Here is a 17,695-nt window from a genome sequence, read left to right as displayed (position 1 = left end):
GAGGTTCAGACAAATGCTCCCCCCCAGCCGCACCAACACCGTCGATTTCGATGCAGCCAAACTGCAGCGCATAGGTTTTGCCGATGCACGTAGCCTGCCGGTCAAGTCCACCTCGCTGGCCGAACTGCGCCAGCAATTAGGCCTGCAACTGCAGACCAGCCTAGATATAGAACGCATTCTCGGCCTGTTCTTCCGTGAGGTGCAGCGCCTGGTGCCGCTGGACGCGCTGAGCTTCCAGCATTCGGCCCATGATCTGCGATTGGAGCTCGGCGAGCGCGCACCACACTCGGCAGCCTATCGCCTTAGCCACGAAGGCGAATACCTCGGTGAACTCACTTTCCGCCGACGTCAGCGGTTCGATGAAGAAGAGTTGGCGCAACTGGAATCACTGCTCGCCAGCCTGCTGTTCCCACTGCGCAATGCCCTGCTGTATCGCAGCGCACTGCTCAGCGCATTGCGTGACCCGCTCACCGACACCGGCAATCGCATTGCCATGGATCAAGTGCTGCAACGTGAAGTGGATGTCGCGCGCCGCAACCTGCAACCCCTGTCGTTGCTGATGCTCGATATCGACCACTTCAAACAGATCAACGACAACCACGGCCATGCATTCGGCGATGAAGTGCTCAAAGCCGTAGCGCAGACACTTAAAGGTCAATTGCGCAATGTCGACATGGTATTCCGCTATGGCGGTGAGGAGTTTCTCATCATCCTCTCCAGCACCAGCCGGGAAGCTGCCGCCCTGGTCGGCGAGCGCCTGCGCTTTGCCGTACTGGAGCTGCAGTGCCTCAATGCAGGCACTCCCATTGAGGTATCCATCAGCCTCGGCTGCGCCACCCTGCTACCCGGCGAATCCAGTGAAAGCCTGCTGCGCCGAGCCGACAGCGCGTTGTATGTCGCTAAGCGCGAAGGGCGCAATCGATTGAACATGGCCGGCTGAGCACAACACCAAGCCGAACACGCCGCCACAAACGAAAACGCCCCACACAGTCAAGCGTGCGGGGCGTTGTTGTTTCTGCAAACGCTGTATTAGCGCTTGCGGCCAAAGCCTGGGCGCTGACCATCATCGCCAGACGAGCGCTTGCCGGGTGCAGCCGGACGTGGCTTACGCGCGGGGCGATCAGTCAACTCGACCGCAGGGCGCGGCTGGCGCTTCTTCACGTCACTCGGACGCTCAGCCACCGGCGTACCACGATCACGCTGACCGCGCTCCGAGGACTCCGACCGCGACCCACGCTGCGGACGCTGCTCGCCATTATTCTGACGCGGCGCTCGACTTGGTCGCACAGTCTCACCCGCCTCGTCCTGCGCCGGACGCAGTACGCGCTTACCACGCGACTCCAGCGGCTTGGCCGATTTGCGCTGCAGACGATCGAGCTTCTCGCGCACTTTTTCCTTCATCGCAGGTAATGCCTGCGGCGTCAGACCGACTTCGCCGCTGAGGATATCCACCTCGCGCTGCTCCATCTCCCGCCAGCGCCCCATGGTCAGGTCGGAAGTGAGAAATACCGGGCCGAAACGCACACGTTTGAGACGGCTGACGACCAACCCCTGGGATTCCCACAGGCGGCGCACCTCACGGTTGCGCCCTTCCATCACCACGCAGTGATACCAGTGGTTGAAGCCTTCGCCACCGGGCGCTTGCTTGATGTCGGTGAACTTGGCCGGGCCGTCTTCGAGCATCACGCCGCGCTTGAGGTTTTCCAGCATTTCCTCGGTCACTTCGCCACGCACGCGCACCGCGTACTCACGGTCCATCTGGTAGGACGGGTGCATCAGTCGGTTGGCCAGCTCACCGTCGGTGGTGAACAGCAACAGGCCGGTGGTGTTGATGTCGAGGCGGCCAATGTTGATCCAGCGACCTTCACGCGGGCGCGGCAAACGATCGAACACGGTGGGACGACCTTCTGGATCGTCACGGGTGCAGATCTCACCATCGGGTTTGTTGTAGATCAGCACGCGACGCACGGAGGTGGCAACTTCTTCGCGTTTGAGCAGGCGACCATCGAGCACGATGGCATCGCTGATCTCGACGCGCTGACCCAGGCTGGCCACTGCGCCATTGACCTTGACCCGGCCTTCGCCGATCCAGGTTTCGATTTCCCGACGCGAGCCCAAGCCCATGCGCGCCAGTACCTTCTGCAGTTTTTCGCCAGCCGGACGCTGGACATCATGTTCGCTCATCTAAGGCACCTCCCGGTGTAATGAAGGATGATCAAAAGGGCGCGAATCATACGCGCTGCCGAGCGCTTAGGGTAGCCGAAGCTTACGCACATGCACGCCGCAGCGCCTATTCACTCCGGCCCGCCTCAATACTTGCGACGACCGGTCGCCTGCAACGCCAGTAAACGCATATCAGCCTCGGCTAGCAGCGCCAGGCGCTCCTGCTTGTCCAGGTGTTTCCAGGCTTTGATTTCCTGGCGACTGCGGCCACAGCCCAGGCAGATGTCGCGCTCGAATTCGCAGATTTTGATACAGGGTTTCTTGCTCACCACACAGCCCCTCGCATGACGATTTGCCAGCCAGGATAAGGACTGCGCGCCCCGAGTGAGATTGATCCTATGCATGCGCCCGGTAAAGCACGTCAATGCAAGGTTTCATCATCCTCGCGGTCGGCTGCCGCCACCTCCTCACCCTGGCGCAGGTCGTCGAAGTCGGTCTTGAGCCCCTCCTCCATCGAGTCCAGCTCGGCCAGCAGGCTGCGGAAACTGGTTTCCTCACGCGGCTCACTCGGCTCGCCCTCATCCTGCAAGGCGAGATCAGCACGCGCCTGCAGGCCAGCAGGCACTTCAGCATCGTCATCCAGCGCAAGTTGCGGCTCGGGCTCCAGCTCGCGCAGCGCCGCCAGTGGTGGCAGCTCATCGAGGTTCTTGAGGTTGAAGTGGTCGAGAAAGCCCTTGGTGGTGGCGAACATCGCCGGGCGGCCCGGCACATCGCGATAACCCACTACGCGAATCCATTCGCGTTCGAGCAAGGTCTTGGTGATATTGCTGTTGACCGCTACACCGCGCACTTCCTCAATCTCGCCACGGGTGATGGGCTGGCGGTAGGCGATCAACGCCAAAGTTTCCAGCAACGCACGCGAGTAGCGCTGCGGGCGCTCCTCCCACAGGCGGCCAACCCAGGGCGCGAAACGCTCGCGCACCTGTAGACGATAACCGGAGGCCACTTCCTTCAACTCGAACGCCCGCCCCGTGCAGGACTTACGCAACACTTCAAGCGCCGCCTTGAACTGCGCTGGCTCCGGTCGTTCGGCCTCCTCGAACAGTTCGTACAAACGCTCCAGCGACTGCGGCTTGCCGGATGCCAGGAGGAAGGCTTCGAGCAACTGGGCCAGGTCTTTCGGATCGCTCAGGTTCATTCGGCACGGGCTCTGACGTGGATGGCGGCAAAGGGCTCATTCTGCACCAGCTCGACCAGGGATTCCTTGATCAATTCGAGCACCGCCATGAAGGTCACCACGACACCGAGACGCCCCTCCTCAATGGCGAACAGCTCGACAAAGGGCACGAAGCCACCGCCCTTGAGGCGTTCGAGCACCTCGCTCATGCGCTCGCGGGTCGACAGCGCCTCACGGGTGACCTGGTGGCTCTCGAACATATCGGCGCGGCGCAGCACCTCGGCCATCGATACCAGCAGTTCCTCCAGGCTGACATCCGGCAGCAGCTTGCGCGCTCGCGCCTCCGGCGCATCGAGGCGCGGCACATGCACGTCACGCCCCACCCGTGGCAACTCGTCGAGCTCTTCGGCGGCTGCCTTGAAGCGCTCGTACTCCTGCAGACGACGGATCAGTTCGGCGCGCGGATCCTCCTCCTCTTCCTCGGCCTCGCTGGAACGCGGCAGGAGCATGCGCGACTTGATCTCGGCGAGCATGGCGGCCATCACCAGATACTCGGCGGCCAGCTCCAGGCGTACCGAATGCATGAGTTCGACGTAGCCCATGTACTGCTTGGTGATCTCGGCCACGGGGATGTCGAGGATGTCGATGTTCTGCTTGCGAATCAGGTACAACAGCAAGTCGAGCGGCCCTTCGAAGGCTTCGAGAAACACCTCCAGGGCATCCGGCGGGATATACAGATCCAGCGGCAGCTCGGTGACCGCCTCACCGTACACCAGAGCAAACGGCAGCTCCTGCTGGGCGCCGGCCTGTTCGTCGGGGGTCGTGGCATCGCTCATCGCACAGGCTCCATCAGCGGCGGTTGAGGCCCATGGCCAAACGTACTTCGCTCAGGGTATCGCGTGCTTCGTCGCGGGCCCGCTCGGCGCCTTCGGCGAGGATGCTGCGTACCAGTTCGGGACTACCTTCGTAATCGATGGCGCGCTGCTGCAACGGCGCCAGCTCGCCCTGAATCGAGCTGCACAGCGCGCTCTTGCAGTCCAGACAACCGATTGAAGCACTGCGGCAGCCCTCCAGCGCCCAGTGCATGCGCTCATCGCTGGAGTACAGGCGATGCAGTGACCACACCGGGCAGCGCTGCGGCTCGCCTGGATCATCGCGATGCACGCGCGCCGGATCGGTGGGCATACGCCGCAGTTTTTCCTCAACCACCTCATCACTGTCACGCAGATAGATGGCGTTACCCCGCGACTTCGCCATCTTCTGGCCGTCCAGCCCAGGCACGCGGTCGGCATCGGCCAGCAAGGCATGAGGTTCGCTCAGTATCAGCTTACCGGCGCCTTGCAGGTAGCCGAACAGACGCTCCTGATCGCCCAGCGTCAACGTGCTCTGTTCCTTGAGCAAAGCACGCGCAGTTTCCAGCGCCTCACCATCGCCCTGTTCCTGATAGGCCTGACGCAAGCTGCTGTAGAGTTTGCCGACTTTCTTGCCCAGTTTGCCAACGGCGGCTTGGGCCTTGAGTTCGAAGTCCGCCTCACCGCCATACAGATGATTGAAACGGCGCACCACCTCACGCGCGAACTCTACATGCGGCAGTTGATCAGCCCCCACGGGCACCACACCGGCGCGGTACAGCAGGATGTCCGCCGCCTGCAGCAGCGGGTAGCCAAGAAAGCCGTAGGTGGAGAGATCCTTGCCGGGATGCTGAGCCAACTGTTCTTTGTAGGACGGCACACGCTCCAGCCAGCCGAGGGGGCAGATCATCGATAGCAGCAAGTGCAACTCGGCATGCTCGGGCACGTGCGACTGCACGAACAGCGTTGCCGAACTGGGGCTGATGCCAGCCGCCAGCCAGTCGATGGCCATGTCCATGACATGCTGCTGGAGGTCGCCGCTCTCGGCATATTCTGTCGTCAACGCATGCCAGTCGACGATGCAGAAGAAACAGTCATATTCGTGTTGCAGCCTGACCCAGTTCTTCAACACACCGTGATGATGACCGAGATGAAGACGGCCGCTCGGACGCATGCCGGACATAACACGGCGCGCGGAGTCAATGGCACTCAAGAGGTTCTACCCTGAACGAGAAAAGTCCCGATTATAGCCAGCACTCAATCGTCTTCGGCAAAGGGGGACGGATCACCGCAGCCCACACGAATGATCTCGGGCGTATCACCGGACAGGTTGATCACCGTCGAGGCCTCCAGGCCGCCGAAGCCACCGTCGATGATCAGATCCACGTGATGCTCCAGCGACTGGCGCATTTCGTACGGGTCGGACATCGGCAGATCGTCCCCCGGCAGGATCAGACTGACGCTCATAAGCGGCTCACCCAGTTGTTCCAGCAGTGCCAAAGCGATGGGATGGCTCGGCACGCGCAGGCCGATGGTGCGGCGTTTGGGGTGCAGGAGCATGCGCGGCACTTCGCGAGTGGCGTTTAGAATGAAGGTATAAGGGCCGGGCGTATGGATCTTCAGCAGGCGAAAGGCAGCGGTGTCGACCTTGGCGAACAGGCCGAGCTGCGACAGGTCGCGGCAGACCAGGGTGAAATTATGCTTGTCATCAAGCTGGCGCAGGCGGCGGATACGCTCGACCGCGTTCTTGTCACCGATGGCGCAACCCAACGCGTACGAAGAGTCGGTCGGATAGACCACCACACCACCAGCGCGAATGATTTCCACGGCCTGCTTGATCAGGCGCGCCTGGGGGTTTTCCGGGTGTATCTGGAAGAATTGGCTCACACTCACTCCCTGTTCATAAGGTGACAACGGCAGGCTGTGCATATTCGAAGCGCTTCCAGAGCGCCGTCAGGTCGTCCGGCAAGGGACGATAGAGACCCAGCTCGGACCAATCGCCAGGCGCATGAAAGTCGCTACCTGCGCTAGCCATCAGACCGAATTCGCGCGCCAGAATTGCCAGACCACCAACCTGCTCGGCTGGCTGCATGCCATTGACCACTTCCAGAGCATGCCCACCTGCCGCCGCAAAGGCCGCCACCAGGCGTCGGCGCTTGCTTCGCGTGAAGTCATACTGCCAAGGATGCGCCAGGCTAATCCAGGCATCGGCAGCACGCAGGGTATCAACCACGGCCTCCAACTCTGGCCAATGCTGCTTCACATCGCCCAGCTTGCCTGCACCCAGCCATTTACGAAACGCCTCGGCACGATCACGCACATGCCCGGCACGCACCAGAAACTCGGCAAAATGCGGGCGCGCCGGCGCATTGCCGCTATCGCCCAACGCCTGCTGCACCGCTCGCGCGCCCTCCAAGGCACCTGGCATGCCCTTGGCCGCCAGGCGTCGGTCGATTTCCTCGGCACGCTGCCAGCGCCCGTGATGCAGCGCCTCAATAGCCTCGCGTAAAGCGGGAGCATCGCGCTCAAAGGCATAACCAAGAATATGAATAGTCGCCCCGCCCCAGGTGCAGGACAGCTCGATACCGTTGACCAGATGCACGTCCAACTGCGCGGCCGCGCGATGCGCCTCGTCGAGCCCCTCCAGCGTGTCATGATCGGTCAGCGCCAACAGCCGAACGCCCCGCTGCTGCGCCCGAGCCACCAGCAATGCTGGGGCCAGGACACCATCGGAGGCGGTACTGTGGCAGTGCAAATCGACATTCATGGCGGCGCTTTCGTTGGGTTTGATGTTTGTTATTATGCCGCCACATGTCCATTCTGGCTTGCGCCATCGGGTAAAAAACACCCGCACGGCGCTAGCACCCTTCCAAGCTAAGGACTCAGATGCTCTACGCCATCATCGCCACTGACGTTGCAAACTCTCTGGACAACCGCCTGGCAGCGCGCCCTGCGCATCTGGCTCGCCTGGAGCAACTCAAGCTGGAAGGTCGCCTGGTACTGGCAGGCCCACACCCGGCTATCGACAGCAATGATCCGGGGGCAGCGGGCTTTAGCGGCAGCCTGATCGTCGCCGAGTTCGACTCCCTCGAAACAGCACAAGCCTGGGCCGAAGCCGATCCGTACCGCGCCGCAGGCGTCTACGCTAATGTCCTGGTCAAACCCTTCAAAAAAGTCTTTCCCTGAACTGCGCCTTGAATCGACAAGGAGTCGCCATGCGTTCGATCCCGCTGAGCCTAGTGGCCGCCCTTATGTTGGCCACAAGCGTAGTGCAGGCCGAAGAAACAACCGAACTACCAGCACCGCCCGCGGATATAACGCACCTGCACGAGCAAATAGACGGACTGCAACAGCGCCTGGAGCAAAGCGAGCAACTGCGCCGAGAGCAGGAAGATAGCAATACCGCGCTGCAGCAACGCCTGCGCCAGGAAAACCAACGCCTGCGTCTGCAACTCAAGGAAAGCCAGGCCCAGGTGCAGCCAGGTTTTCTCAGCGAAGAACAAACCTGGTTCGCCATCGGCGGCGGCGTCAGCCTGATTTCGATGCTCTTCGGCGCACTGCTGCGCGGCCAGCGCAAGACGCGCCGCGACTGGATCAACTGATCATCATGAGCCAATTGCTACTGATCGATGACGACCAAGAACTCTGCGAACTGTTGAGCAGTTGGCTGGCGCAGGAGGGCTTTCAGATCACCGCCTGCCACGACACCGCCAGCGCCCGTCGCGCCCTATCCACACAGGCGCCAGACGCCGTGGTGCTGGACGTGATGCTGCCCGACGGCAACGGCCTGGAACTGCTCAAGCAGTTGCGCAGCGAGCATGCAGAATTGCCCGTGCTGATGCTTTCAGCACGTGGAGAGCCGCTCGATCGCATCCTCGGCCTGGAACTGGGCGCCGACGACTACCTGGCCAAACCCTGTGACCCGCGCGAGCTTACAGCCCGCCTGCGCGCCGTACTGCGGCGCACCACTCCAGCCCCAGTCAGCAGCCAGCTTGAGCTGGGCGACCTGAGCATGAGCCCGAACCGCGGCATCGCCACGCTTGATGGCCATGACATTCCCCTCACCCTGTCCGAAAGCCGTCTACTCGAAGCCTTGCTGCGCCAACCGGGTGAGCCGTTGGACAAACAGGAACTGGCGCAACTGGCCCTGGGCCGCAAGCTCACCCTCTACGATCGCAGCCTGGACATGCACGTCAGCAATCTGCGCAAGAAACTCGGCCCGCACCCAGACGGTCGCCCACGCATCCTGGCCCTGCGCAGCCGCGGTTACTACTACGCCCCCTGAACGCCCCGAACAGTGTAAAGCCTGCGCGCAAATGCCTTTACTCAGGCTTTACCCTAGCCTGACCGCCCTTGACCTTGACCGCCGCATACTGAGCCCATCCGGTAACGACCGGTTTCGAGACGAGGATAATCACCATGCGTAAGACACTCACCGCCCTGCTGTTCGTCGCCACCCTGCCAACCCTGGCCATGGCCATGCCCGAAGGCGGCCCGCGTCCGCATGAGCGCGGCCCGGAAATGTTCAAGGAGCTGAACCTGAGCAAGGAGCAGCGCCAGGAAGTGCGCAAGCTGATGGGTGAGCAAATGAAAAGTCGCCATGACATCACCCGCCGTTATCTGGACAAGCTGCCGGAAGCGGAAAAACAGGCGATGAAGAAGGATCTGGACAAGGCTCGCGAAGACAATCAGAAAGCCTTGCGCGCACTGCTCAACCCGGAGCAGCAGAAAGCGTTCGACGAGCACCAGAAGAAAATGGAAGCACGCCGCGCCGAAATGAAAGAATTCAAAGCCTGGAAAGCCGAGAAGGACAAGAAGGCCAGCTAATTGGTCAACTCCTCCGCAAACCCACTGCCGCCGAGCTCCATGAGCTCGGCGGCTTCTGCATAAGGACACTCCGTGCGTTCACTGTTCTGGCGCATCCTTGCCACCTTCTGGCTCGCCATCGCCTTGGCGGCCGGGCTCTCCATGCTGCTGGGCCGTGCCTTGAATCAGGATGCCTGGATTCTCAGCCAGCACCCTGGACTCAACGGGCTCGACCAGCAGTGGGCTGAACTTTACGAACAACAGGGCGAACAAGCCGCCCAGCGTTTCCTCGAAGAACGTAAACGCCAATACCGTATCGATACCCAGGTCATCGGTGAGAACGGCCTCCCATTGGTCAAGGGCACCTTTCCCCCACGGGCAGCCGCCTTCGAGCAACGCAATCGCGATCGTCCGCTGCCCTGGCGACAGCTGAGCACCGAGTACAGCAGCGCAAGCGGTGAAACCTACTTGTTCATCTACCGCATTCCCTACCCGGAGCTGGCCGAATGGCACCGCGACAGCCTGTTCTGGCCAATCAGCGCACTGATCATCGCCTTGGTCGTGCTGACCCTGTTCAGCTTGCTGCTGACGCTGTCGATCACCCGTCCGCTGGATCGCCTGCGCGGCGCCGTACATGACCTGGGGCAAACCACCTACCAGCAGAACAGCCTGGCCCGCCTGGCCACGCGGCGCGACGAACTGGGCCTACTGGCCACGGATTTCAACCGCATGGGCGAGCGCCTGCAGGGGCTGATCGGCAGCCAGCGTCAACTACTGCGAGACGTCTCCCACGAACTGCGCTCACCGCTGGCGCGTCTGCGTATTGCCCTGGCCCTGGCCGAGCGCGCCGAACCCAGCGAACGCGAAAGACTCTGGCCGCGCCTCAACCAAGAGTGCGACCGCCTGGAGGCACTGATCAGCGAGATTCTCGCCCTCGCGCGGCTGGATGCTGCACCAGGCGCGGCGCAGCCAATCAAACTCGCCAGCATGCTCAGCAAGCTACAGGACGACGCCCACCTCAGCGCACCACAGCAGCCAATACAAATCCGGCAGGATGACGACCTACAACTGCAAGGCTGGCCGGACATGCTCGAACGCGCACTGGACAACCTGCTACGCAACGCCCTGCGCTTCAGCCCGCCCGACCAACCCATCGAAATCAGCGCCACACGCACTGGCGAGCATCTGCTGCTCAGCGTACGCGACCACGGCCCCGGCACTGCCGAGCAACATCTACAGGAACTGGGTAAACCCTTTTTTCGAGCGCCCGGCCAGAACAGCGCGGGCCATGGCCTAGGGCTTGCAATCGCCCGGCGCGCAGCACAGCGCCACGGCGGCGAACTGTTGCTGAGCAATCACCCCGATGGCGGCTTCATCGCCACGCTCGACCTTCCCCTCAGAGCACACCCCGCCTGAGCGGCTCAGCCGTTCCAGACGCGGACAAAATCCTCGGCGGCCAGCTCAGGCGCGCGACGCAATTCGCGCTCGGGCGTCCCCAGGTATAGATAGGCGACAATGCGCTCGTCTGCACTCAGGCCGAGGCCCTTAGCGACATGGGCGTCATAGGCCATGTCGCCAGTTCGCCAGACCGCACCGATGCCTTGCGCATGCGCGGCCAACAACATGCCATGGGCCGCGCAACCTGCGGCGATGACCTGTTCAGACTCCGGCACTTTGGGATGCACCTGCACGCACGCGATAACCACCACCAGCAGCGGCGCACGCAGCGGCATGCCGCGCGCCTTGTTCAGCGCTTCCGGCGACGCATCAGCATCGGCGATGTTCAGTGCCTCGGCGAACAGTTCGCCCATACGCTGCCGCGCTTCACCTTCGACGGTCAGAAAACGCCATGGACGCAACTGACCGTGATCCGGCGCCCGCAGGGCAGCACGAAACAATGCTTGGCGCTGTTCAGCCGTTGGTGCGGGCGCCACCAGGCGAGGAACGGAAACACGGTTGAACAACGCGTCGAGAGCCTCCATCGGCCACCTCCATCTGTTAGCGATGGCGCATTCTCAATGCAGCAAGCCGCAAGCCGCAAGCCGCAAGCCGCAAGCCGCAAGCCGCAAGCCGCAAGCCGCAAGCCGCAAGCCGCAAGCCGATCAGAATGCCAAGCGATACCTGATAGCGGTCAATCGCATCATGCGCTCAGCCGTACACCGCGCAATTACTTTGACTTGAAGCTTTAGGCTTGACGCTTGTGGCTGCCTTAGGCCACCCGATCCGGCGATATCACCGGCTGTACCGGCGGTGTCAGCGGCGGCAAACCGTGGGCCTTGCGCGCATCGTCACAGCGCGGGTTGTGTACACCGTTCTCCCAGGACGCCTCGAACTCTCGGCAACTGCTGGAGCGATTTTCGTACATGGTGCAACGCACGCCACAACCGACGTCACCGAGCAGTTGCGTACAGCGCGCAGGCTTACTCTCGGTGCCACGCATGGCGACATAGTGCGGGCTGATCTGGATGACCTGTTCATCCGGCACGCTACCGCCGGCGGATTGGCACTCACCCCAGAAGAAGGACACACGAAAAAACGCGCAGCAGGCGCCGCACGTAAGGCAGGGATTAGCTTCGGACATGGATGATGGACTCGGAAACCAGCGGGCGCCAGTAACTGGCGGCTATTCTATGATTCGCCATGGCCTTGTAAAGCCCCTGTCGCTGCTGGTTTACAGGCGCCGGGCCACAGGTAGAATGGCGCCTCCTCAGCCACTCGCCAGAGTCCACTGCACATGGCCTTGCCGACCTTACGCATCATCGGTTTCATCATCGGCATTTTCCTCATCACTCTGGCCCTGAGCATGGCTGTTCCCATGCTGACGCTGCTGATTCTGGAACACCCCGAAGACCTTGAAGCATTCCTCTGGTCGAGCCTGATCACCCTGGCCGCAGGCCTTGCCTTGGTGATACCCGGTCGCCCCAGCAATGCCCAACTGCGCCCGCGCGATATGTACCTGCTGACCACCGGCAGTTGGCTGGTAGTCTGTAGCTTCGCCGCGCTACCGATGATGCTGATTGCCCATATCAGCTACACCGACGCAGTGTTCGAAACCATGTCCGGCATCACCACCACAGGCTCCACCGTGCTGACCGGCCTGGACAGCATGTCTCCCGGCATCCTGATCTGGCGCTCGTTGCTGCAATGGCTGGGCGGTATCGGCTTTATCGGCATGGCGGTGGCGATTCTGCCGCTGCTGCGCGTCGGCGGTATGCGCCTGTTCCAGACCGAATCCTCGGACTGGGGCGAGAAGGTCATGCCACGTTCGCACATGGCGGCCAAGTACCTGTTGCTGGTGTACGTCGCGATCACGCTGTTCGGTGTACTGGCTTTCTGGGCTTCGGGCATGACCCTGTTCGAGGCGTTCAACCATGCGATGACGTCCATCTCCACCGGCGGTTATTCCACATCCGACTCCTCACTGGCCAACTGGCAGCAGCCCGCCGTGCACTGGACGGCAGTGGTGCTAATGCTCCTCGGCGGCATGCCGTTCATGCTCTATGTCGCCTTCATCCGCGGCAATCGCCGGGCCCTGTTCAGAGATCATCAGGTGCGCGGCTTTCTCGGTTTTCTCGTACTGACCTGGCTGGTGTTTGGCACCTGGCTGTGGCTGAACTCCGACTACGCCTGGCTCGATGCCGTACGCATCGTCGCGGTCAACGTCACCTCGGTGGTCACCACCACAGGCTTTGCCCTCGGCGACTACACCACCTGGGGCAGTTTCGCCGTGCTGCTGTTCTTCTATCTGACTTTCGTTGGCGGCTGCTCAGGTTCCACGGCAGGCGGCCTGAAGATCTTCCGTTTTCAGGTCGCCTTCGTGCTGCTCAAGGCCAACCTGATGCAGTTGGTGCATCCACGGGCGGTAATCAAGCAGCAGTACAACGATCACAACCTGGACGAGGAAATCGTCCGCTCGCTGATCACCTTCTCATTCTTTTTCACCATCACCATTGGTGTGCTGGCGCTGGCCCTGACCCTCACCGGGCTGGACTGGATCACCGCACTGACCGGCGCCGCCACCGCGGTATGTAACGTCGGCCCGGGTCTCGGCCCGATCATCGGCCCGGCCGGCAACTTCGCCAGCCTGCCAGACACCGCCAAATGGCTGCTAAGCATCGGCATGTTGCTCGGACGCCTAGAAATTCTCACCGTGCTGGTGCTGGTCACCCGCAGCTTCTGGAAAAGTTAAACCATGCCAGCCTCGAGCCTGCGTATCCTCGCCTTCATCAACGGCATCTTCCTGCTCACGCTGGCGCTGAGCATGCTGGTACCGGTGGTGACTCTGATCATTTTCGAGCGCCCGCAGGAGATCAACGCCTTCCTCTGGTCGAGCCTGATCACCGCGCTGAGCGGCATGGCAATGGTGGCTCAGGGCCGCCCACAACAAACCAACCTGCGCCCACGCGACATGTACATGCTGACGGTGTCGAGCTGGATGATGGTGTCGATCTTCGCCGCTCTGCCGTTTCTTTTCGCCGAGCGCGCGAGCATTACCGATGCCTATTTCGAGAGCATGTCCGGCATCACCGCCACCGGCGCCACGGTGTTCAGCGGCCTCGATGAGATGTCCCCCGGCACCCTGATCTGGCGCTCGCTGCTGCACTGGCTCGGCGGCATCGGTTTTATCGCCATGGCCGTGGCGATTCTGCCCATGCTGCGTATCGGCGGCATGCGCCTGTTCCAGACCGAGTCCTCGGATCGCTCGGAAAAGGTCATGCCGCGCTCGCACATGGTCGCCAAATACATGGTGCTGGCCTACGTCGGCCTCAGCATTCTGGCTGTGACAGCCTTCTGGCTGGCCGGCATGGGGCTGTTCGACTCGATCAACCACGCCATGTCGGCCATCGCCACCGGCGGTTTCTCCACCTCCGATGCATCGCTGGGCAAGTGGCAGCAGCCTGCCATTCATTGGGTGGCGGTACTGGTGATGGTGCTCGGCAGCCTGCCCTTCGTGCTCTATGTCACGGCGCTGCGCGGCAACTATCGGCCGCTACTACGCGATGCCCAAGTGCGCGGTTTTCTCCTGCTACTGGTTGGCAGTTGGCTGATGCTGGCCAGTTGGAAGTGGCTGACCACCGACCTGTATTGGCTAGATGCGCTGCGCCTGGTCGCGGTGAACATCACCTCGATCATGACCACCACCGGCTTCGCTGTCGGCGACTACCACCTGTGGGGCCCCTTCGCCAGCATGATGTTCTTCTACCTCGGGTTCGTCGGCGGCTGCTCCGGCTCCACCGCCGGCGGTCTGAAAATCTTCCGCTTCCAGGTTGCCTACATCCTGCTCAAGGCCAACCTCAAGCTGTTGGTTCACCCGCGCGCGGTGATAAAGCAGCAGTACAACGGCCATCGCCTCGACGAAGACATCGTGCGCTCAATCCTGGCCTTCGCCTTTTTCTACACCATCACCATTGCCACCCTGGCACTGGCAGTGGCCATGTGCGGCGTGGACTGGATCACAGCACTAACCGGTGCAGCCGCCATGGTGTCTGGTGTTGGCCCTGGCATGGGCGAGATGGTCGGCCCGGCTGGCAACTACGCCAACATTCCTGACCTGGCCAAGTGGTTTCTGACCTTGGGCATGCTGCTCGGTCGTCTGGAGATTCTCACCGTGCTGGTGCTGGCATTCCCGGCGTTCTGGCGTCACTGAAACCCTCGCCCAGCAAAGCAGTGCGGTACTCGCCCGGCGTCTGCCCGAACCAACGACGAAACGCCCGAAAGAAATTGCTCGAATCAGCAAAGCCCAGCAGATAGGCAATTTCCAGCAAGGTCAGATTGGCTTGCCGCAGGTACTGCCCGGCCAGTTCGCAGCGCGTATCGTCGAGCAGTTGCTGGAAGCTGGTGCCCTCCTCGTGCAAACGCCGCTGCAAGGTACGTTGCGACAGGTGCAGGTGCTGCGCCACTACCTCGCGCCGCGGCTCGCCTTGCGGCAACAACCGGCACAACGCCTGACGCGCCTGATGAGTGACGCGACTGCCAGAAAAGCGCGCCAGATACTCCCCGGCGAAGCGATCATGCAACTGCGCCAAAGCCTCGTTGGCGCTCGGCAGCGAAGCCTCCAGATCAGCCCGCGTGAAAATCAGCGCATCCTGCTCAGCATTGAAGCGCAGCGGCGCCTGAAACACCGCCTGATAACGCGCCAGATCCTTCGGTGCCTGGCTTTGCAAACGCACTTCGCGCGGCTGCAAAGGCTTACCACTGAGCCAGCGACAGAACGCCAGACAATAGGCAAGCGAGGCTTCAGCACTCTGCCGCACGGCGGGCAGCCGATCACCATGGATGGTCAACGTCAGCGCATAGCCGTCGGGTTGCGCCAGCAGATGCAGCTCGGCGCCCTCACCGATGATGCGCTGATAACGCACCAGGCGAGTAAAACCATCAAGCAGATTGCGGCTGGCCATCAGCGCGTAGCCGACCACATGAAAAGAAGCCGGCCGTACCACCTGCGCCATGTTCAAGCCGATGGCAGGGTCGCCCGAGCACTCAACCGCCCGCTGCCAAAGGCGAGTCATGCCATCCTGCGGGAAACGCGCATCCGGGTCGTTCAACGCCGCATAATCGAGCCCCAATTCGGCGAACAAGCTGCAGCAATCAACGCCGCCAAGCTCCAACGCCTGAACGATGGCCATGGCCCAACTGGAAGAGGTGGTTCTTTCACTCATGCTGTTGTTCTTGTGTTTTTGTGCGGGCTGGCGGCGCAAGGATACAAGACTGGCCCTGCAAGTCACTGGTCCCTACAGAGCACTCTTCTAAACTGAGTTCGACAATAACAGGAGGTGCGCCATGACCGCCCAAACCGCCGAACGCTTCCAGAGCTTCGCCGAGTTCTATCCCTACTATCTGCAGGAGCACAGTAACGCCACCTGTCGTCGCCTGCACTATGTCGGCAGCCTGCTGGTGCTGGCGATCCTCGCCTATGCCCTGCTAACCCAGCAGTGGCTGTGGTTGCTGGCCATGCCGCTGGCCGGTTACGGCTTCGCCTGGGTCGGGCACTTCATCTTCGAGAAAAACCGCCCAGCGACCTTTCAATATCCGCTGTATAGCCTGATGGGCGATTGGGTGATGCTCAAGGATGTTTGTACTGGTCGCATTCGCTTCTAACAGGCCCTCTGCGTTCGCTCAGTTTCCTGCAGGCAGGGCATAACAGCACGCGACCGCCGGTATGCTGGCCTTGTGCCGTTCGGCGGTGATGCTTGGCTGCTTCTTGTCCCCTTGGTTATGATCCCCGCCCACCCGGCCTCTGGTTCGGGTGTCGCAGACCGCTCAGGCGCCTGAAAAAGGCGCCCAATCAGGGATCCCTAGCGCGAATGAAGCCAGCCACCTCAAGCCGATCCAGTAGTCTGCCGACGCCGCCGCTGCGCGAATACTACTCCCGAGTGCTTGCCTACATCACCACGGCAGCCAGCATCGCCGCAGGCACGGCAGTCGGGCACTTCACCTACGACATCCTGTGGGTTGTCCCCTACGCCCTGCTCTATCCACACCTGGCCTATCAGGTCAGCCGCCGCTTCAAGAACGATCACCCGCAACAAACCGATCTGGCCCTGCTGTTCATCGATGCCTTGCATGTTGGTATCTCAGCAGCCTTGATGGGCTTTTCCAGCGTGCCCAGCTCGATGCTCCTGCTGATTCTGAGCTTCAGTGCGCTGGTGATTGGTGGCCTGCGTTATCTGGGTATCGCCCTGCTGGCCACCCTCAGCGCCAGTTTGCTGTGCACCGCCGTGACCAACCTCCATCTAACGGTCGATACCCCGACCACCGTAAGCATGGCGAGCATCTTCTTCACCGCGCTGTATATCGGCATCACCGCCTACTTCATGCACCAACAGGGTCTACGCCTGGCGCAGGTACGCGTGGAGATCAAGCGCGAGCAGGAAAAGGCCGCACGCCTGGCACGCAACCTGGCCAAGTACCTGTCGCCGCAGGTGTGGGAATCGATCTTCAGTGGCAAGAAGAGCGTGCGCCTGGAGACCCAGCGCAAGAAGCTCACGGTGTTCTTCTCCGACATCAAGGGCTTCACCGAACTGACCGAAGAGCTGGAAGCCGAGCAACTCACCGACCTGCTCAACACCTACCTCAACGAGATGTCGAAGATCGCCCTGAAATACGGCGGCACCATCGACAAGTTCATCGGTGACAGCGTCATGGTGTTCTTCGGCGACCCCAGCAGCCTGGGCGCCAAGAAGGATGCCGTGGCCGCCGTGTCCATGGCCATCGCCATGCGCAAGCACATGAAAGTGCTGCGCCAGCAATGGCGTGCTCAGGGCATCACCAAGCCACTGGAAATCCGCATGGGCCTGAACACCGGTTATTGCACGGTGGGCAACTTTGGCGCCGACACACGCATGGACTACACCATCGTTGGCCGCGAAGTGAACCTAGCCAGTCGCCTGGAAAGCGCCGCCGAAGCCGGCGAGATCCTCATTTCCCACGAGGCCTACTCACTGGTCAAAGACGTGATCATGTGCCGCGACAAAGGCCAGATTACGGTCAAAGGCTTCACCCGCCCGGTGCAGATCTATCAGGTGGTGGATTTCCGCCGCGACCTCGGCGCCACCTCCAGCTACGTCGAGCACGAGCTACCGGGCTTCTCCATGTACCTGGACACCAACGGCATCCAAAACTACGACAAGGAGCGGGTGATCCAGGCGCTCAATCAGGCTGCCGAGAAGCTACGCGACAAGATTATTCTGTAAGCCTG

At 61.7% G+C, this 17,695-nt stretch carries 20 protein-coding genes; 10 read left to right on the top strand and 10 right to left on the bottom strand.

Going from position 1 to position 17,695, the window contains the following annotated elements; all coding sequences use genetic code 11:
- Window positions 1-13: 13 nt before the first annotated feature.
- Window positions 14-940, top strand: a complete 927-nt coding sequence (locus AERO9A_RS15595; protein WP_159972858.1) for a GGDEF domain-containing protein — start codon at window positions 14-16, stop codon at window positions 938-940.
- Window positions 941-1,029: 89 nt separating this feature from the next.
- Here the strand turns inward: AERO9A_RS15595 and rluB are convergent, their stop codons facing one another.
- From rluB to AERO9A_RS15560, 7 genes are all read right to left on the bottom strand, one after another.
- On the bottom strand, window positions 1,030-2,184 hold the full coding sequence (gene rluB / locus AERO9A_RS15590; RefSeq protein ID WP_159972857.1) for a 23S rRNA pseudouridine(2605) synthase RluB: 1,155 nt from the start codon (window positions 2,182-2,184) through the stop codon (window positions 1,030-1,032).
- Between the two features lie 125 nt (window positions 2,185-2,309).
- Window positions 2,310-2,492 carry a DUF1289 domain-containing protein gene (locus AERO9A_RS15585; RefSeq protein ID WP_159972856.1) on the bottom strand — a complete coding sequence of 61 codons (183 nt, stop codon included), beginning with the start codon at window positions 2,490-2,492 and terminating at the stop codon, window positions 2,310-2,312.
- A gap of 92 nt (window positions 2,493-2,584) precedes the next feature.
- Entirely contained in the window at window positions 2,585-3,361 is a 777-nt protein-coding gene (scpB, locus tag AERO9A_RS15580) for an SMC-Scp complex subunit ScpB (protein ID WP_159972855.1), read from the bottom strand.
- Window positions 3,358-4,056 (bottom strand): ScpA family protein, encoded by a 699-nt coding sequence (locus AERO9A_RS15575; RefSeq protein WP_178111182.1) that lies wholly within the window; start codon window positions 4,054-4,056, stop codon window positions 3,358-3,360. Before AERO9A_RS15575 ends, scpB begins: the two co-directional genes overlap by 4 nt.
- Before the next feature lie 133 nt (window positions 4,057-4,189).
- A complete protein-coding gene (locus AERO9A_RS15570) occupies window positions 4,190-5,404 on the bottom strand; it encodes a tryptophan--tRNA ligase (RefSeq protein ID WP_159972853.1) in 1,215 nt (404 codons plus the stop codon).
- Between the two features lie 44 nt (window positions 5,405-5,448).
- Entirely contained in the window at window positions 5,449-6,078 is a 630-nt protein-coding gene (locus AERO9A_RS15565) for an L-threonylcarbamoyladenylate synthase (RefSeq protein WP_159972852.1), read from the bottom strand.
- Between the two features lie 13 nt (window positions 6,079-6,091).
- Window positions 6,092-6,958, bottom strand: coding sequence for a PHP domain-containing protein (locus AERO9A_RS15560; protein WP_159972851.1), 867 nt, complete (start codon window positions 6,956-6,958; stop codon window positions 6,092-6,094).
- Between the two features lie 119 nt (window positions 6,959-7,077).
- On the opposite strand from AERO9A_RS15560, the gene AERO9A_RS15555 reads away from it, so the two are divergent.
- The 5 genes from AERO9A_RS15555 to AERO9A_RS15535 all read left to right on the top strand — a co-directional run bounded on the left by AERO9A_RS15555 (window position 7,078) and on the right by AERO9A_RS15535 (window position 10,413).
- Window positions 7,078-7,377 (top strand): YciI family protein, encoded by a 300-nt coding sequence (locus tag AERO9A_RS15555; protein ID WP_159972850.1) that lies wholly within the window; start codon window positions 7,078-7,080, stop codon window positions 7,375-7,377.
- Window positions 7,378-7,406: 29 nt separating this feature from the next.
- Window positions 7,407-7,793 carry a translation initiation factor 2 (IF-2, GTPase) gene (locus AERO9A_RS15550; RefSeq protein ID WP_159972849.1) on the top strand — a complete coding sequence of 129 codons (387 nt, stop codon included), beginning with the start codon at window positions 7,407-7,409 and terminating at the stop codon, window positions 7,791-7,793.
- A 5-nt stretch (window positions 7,794-7,798) separates the two neighbouring features.
- Entirely contained in the window at window positions 7,799-8,476 is a 678-nt protein-coding gene (locus tag AERO9A_RS15545) for a response regulator transcription factor (RefSeq protein ID WP_159972848.1), read from the top strand.
- A gap of 134 nt (window positions 8,477-8,610) precedes the next feature.
- Window positions 8,611-9,018, top strand: coding sequence for a Spy/CpxP family protein refolding chaperone (locus AERO9A_RS15540; RefSeq protein ID WP_159972847.1), 408 nt, complete (start codon window positions 8,611-8,613; stop codon window positions 9,016-9,018).
- Window positions 9,019-9,090: 72 nt separating this feature from the next.
- Entirely contained in the window at window positions 9,091-10,413 is a 1,323-nt protein-coding gene (locus tag AERO9A_RS15535; protein ID WP_159972846.1) for a HAMP domain-containing sensor histidine kinase, read from the top strand.
- Between the two features lie 5 nt (window positions 10,414-10,418).
- Here AERO9A_RS15535 and AERO9A_RS15530 read toward each other — a convergent pair whose 3' ends face one another.
- Complete coding sequence (locus tag AERO9A_RS15530) at window positions 10,419-10,979, bottom strand: nitroreductase family protein (RefSeq protein ID WP_159972845.1); 561 nt, start codon at window positions 10,977-10,979, stop codon at window positions 10,419-10,421.
- A 227-nt stretch (window positions 10,980-11,206) separates the two neighbouring features.
- On the bottom strand, window positions 11,207-11,578 hold the full coding sequence (locus AERO9A_RS15525) for a YkgJ family cysteine cluster protein (protein WP_159972844.1): 372 nt from the start codon (window positions 11,576-11,578) through the stop codon (window positions 11,207-11,209).
- A 153-nt stretch (window positions 11,579-11,731) separates the two neighbouring features.
- Between AERO9A_RS15525 and AERO9A_RS15520 the strand changes: the two genes are divergently transcribed.
- A complete protein-coding gene (locus tag AERO9A_RS15520) occupies window positions 11,732-13,186 on the top strand; it encodes a TrkH family potassium uptake protein (protein ID WP_159972843.1) in 1,455 nt (484 codons plus the stop codon).
- Window positions 13,187-13,189: 3 nt separating this feature from the next.
- The gene (locus AERO9A_RS15515; protein ID WP_159972842.1) at window positions 13,190-14,644 is read left to right on the top strand and encodes a TrkH family potassium uptake protein; all 1,455 of its coding nucleotides are present in this window, start codon (window positions 13,190-13,192) and stop codon (window positions 14,642-14,644) included.
- Here AERO9A_RS15515 and AERO9A_RS15510 read toward each other — a convergent pair.
- Entirely contained in the window at window positions 14,601-15,656 is a 1,056-nt protein-coding gene (locus AERO9A_RS15510) for an AraC family transcriptional regulator (RefSeq protein ID WP_159972841.1), read from the bottom strand. The genes AERO9A_RS15515 and AERO9A_RS15510 overlap by 44 nt on opposite strands.
- Before the next feature lie 121 nt (window positions 15,657-15,777).
- Between AERO9A_RS15510 and AERO9A_RS15505 the strand changes: the two genes are divergently transcribed.
- Entirely contained in the window at window positions 15,778-16,095 is a 318-nt protein-coding gene (locus tag AERO9A_RS15505) for an Mpo1-like protein (RefSeq protein ID WP_159972840.1), read from the top strand.
- A 206-nt stretch (window positions 16,096-16,301) separates the two neighbouring features.
- Entirely contained in the window at window positions 16,302-17,690 is a 1,389-nt protein-coding gene (locus AERO9A_RS15500) for an adenylate/guanylate cyclase domain-containing protein (RefSeq protein ID WP_159972839.1), read from the top strand.
- Window positions 17,691-17,695: the final 5 nt, after the last annotated feature.

Origin of the sequence: Pseudomonas sp. 8Z (assembly GCF_902506535.1) — a bacterium.
Taxonomy (GTDB): domain Bacteria; phylum Pseudomonadota; class Gammaproteobacteria; order Pseudomonadales; family Pseudomonadaceae; genus Aquipseudomonas.
The sequence above is the reverse complement of the archived record's forward strand: the minus strand, read 5'-3'. Positions and strand labels throughout refer to the sequence as shown.

Coding starts and splice junctions, on each gene's coding strand:
- AERO9A_RS15595 (WP_159972858.1), top strand. CDS start 14: ATGCTCCCCCCCAGCCGCACCAACACCGTCGATTTCGATGCAGCCAAA.
- rluB (WP_159972857.1), bottom strand. CDS start 2,184: ATGAGCGAACATGATGTCCAGCGTCCGGCTGGCGAAAAACTGCAGAAG.
- scpB (WP_159972855.1), bottom strand. CDS start 3,361: ATGAACCTGAGCGATCCGAAAGACCTGGCCCAGTTGCTCGAAGCCTTC.
- AERO9A_RS15560 (WP_159972851.1), bottom strand. CDS start 6,958: ATGAATGTCGATTTGCACTGCCACAGTACCGCCTCCGATGGTGTCCTG.
- AERO9A_RS15555 (WP_159972850.1), top strand. CDS start 7,078: ATGCTCTACGCCATCATCGCCACTGACGTTGCAAACTCTCTGGACAAC.
- AERO9A_RS15550 (WP_159972849.1), top strand. CDS start 7,407: ATGCGTTCGATCCCGCTGAGCCTAGTGGCCGCCCTTATGTTGGCCACA.
- AERO9A_RS15545 (WP_159972848.1), top strand. CDS start 7,799: ATGAGCCAATTGCTACTGATCGATGACGACCAAGAACTCTGCGAACTG.
- AERO9A_RS15540 (WP_159972847.1), top strand. CDS start 8,611: ATGCGTAAGACACTCACCGCCCTGCTGTTCGTCGCCACCCTGCCAACC.
- AERO9A_RS15530 (WP_159972845.1), bottom strand. CDS start 10,979: ATGGAGGCTCTCGACGCGTTGTTCAACCGTGTTTCCGTTCCTCGCCTG.
- AERO9A_RS15525 (WP_159972844.1), bottom strand. CDS start 11,578: ATGTCCGAAGCTAATCCCTGCCTTACGTGCGGCGCCTGCTGCGCGTTT.
- AERO9A_RS15520 (WP_159972843.1), top strand. CDS start 11,732: ATGGCCTTGCCGACCTTACGCATCATCGGTTTCATCATCGGCATTTTC.
- AERO9A_RS15515 (WP_159972842.1), top strand. CDS start 13,190: ATGCCAGCCTCGAGCCTGCGTATCCTCGCCTTCATCAACGGCATCTTC.
- AERO9A_RS15510 (WP_159972841.1), bottom strand. CDS start 15,656: ATGAGTGAAAGAACCACCTCTTCCAGTTGGGCCATGGCCATCGTTCAG.
- AERO9A_RS15505 (WP_159972840.1), top strand. CDS start 15,778: ATGACCGCCCAAACCGCCGAACGCTTCCAGAGCTTCGCCGAGTTCTAT.
- AERO9A_RS15500 (WP_159972839.1), top strand. CDS start 16,302: ATGAAGCCAGCCACCTCAAGCCGATCCAGTAGTCTGCCGACGCCGCCG.